Raw genomic sequence first — 267 nt, 5'->3', positions numbered from 1 at the left:
GCCCGACCTTGAGCCCGTCATCATCCTGACCCTGCAGCAGATAATGCAGCTTGCGAGTGCCCACCCGCGGTTGTCGCAGTCGAACCTGACGCACGAAGCGCACCACCTGCAATCCCTGTGCATGGCGCTCGTCGGCGACCCGATTGCGCTTGTAGTAAGCCTGCCGGCTTATCCCGAGAAACAGGCAAGCCCTGACAATGGTCAGCCTCTCGACTTGCCGCTGCGAGAGGACTTGCCGGGTCGCTTTTTTACGATGGAGACGCCGTA

The 267-nt window shown here is 61.0% G+C and carries 1 pseudogene; it reads right to left on the bottom strand.

Going from position 1 to position 267, the window contains the following annotated elements:
• Nucleotides 1-267, bottom strand: a pseudogene (locus tag ACW5XC_RS20450) (IS3 family transposase); the annotation flags it as partial.

This window comes from Aeromonas sp. 25-AL00135, from assembly GCF_054052385.1.
This window is presented reverse-complemented; position numbering and strand designations above follow the sequence as displayed.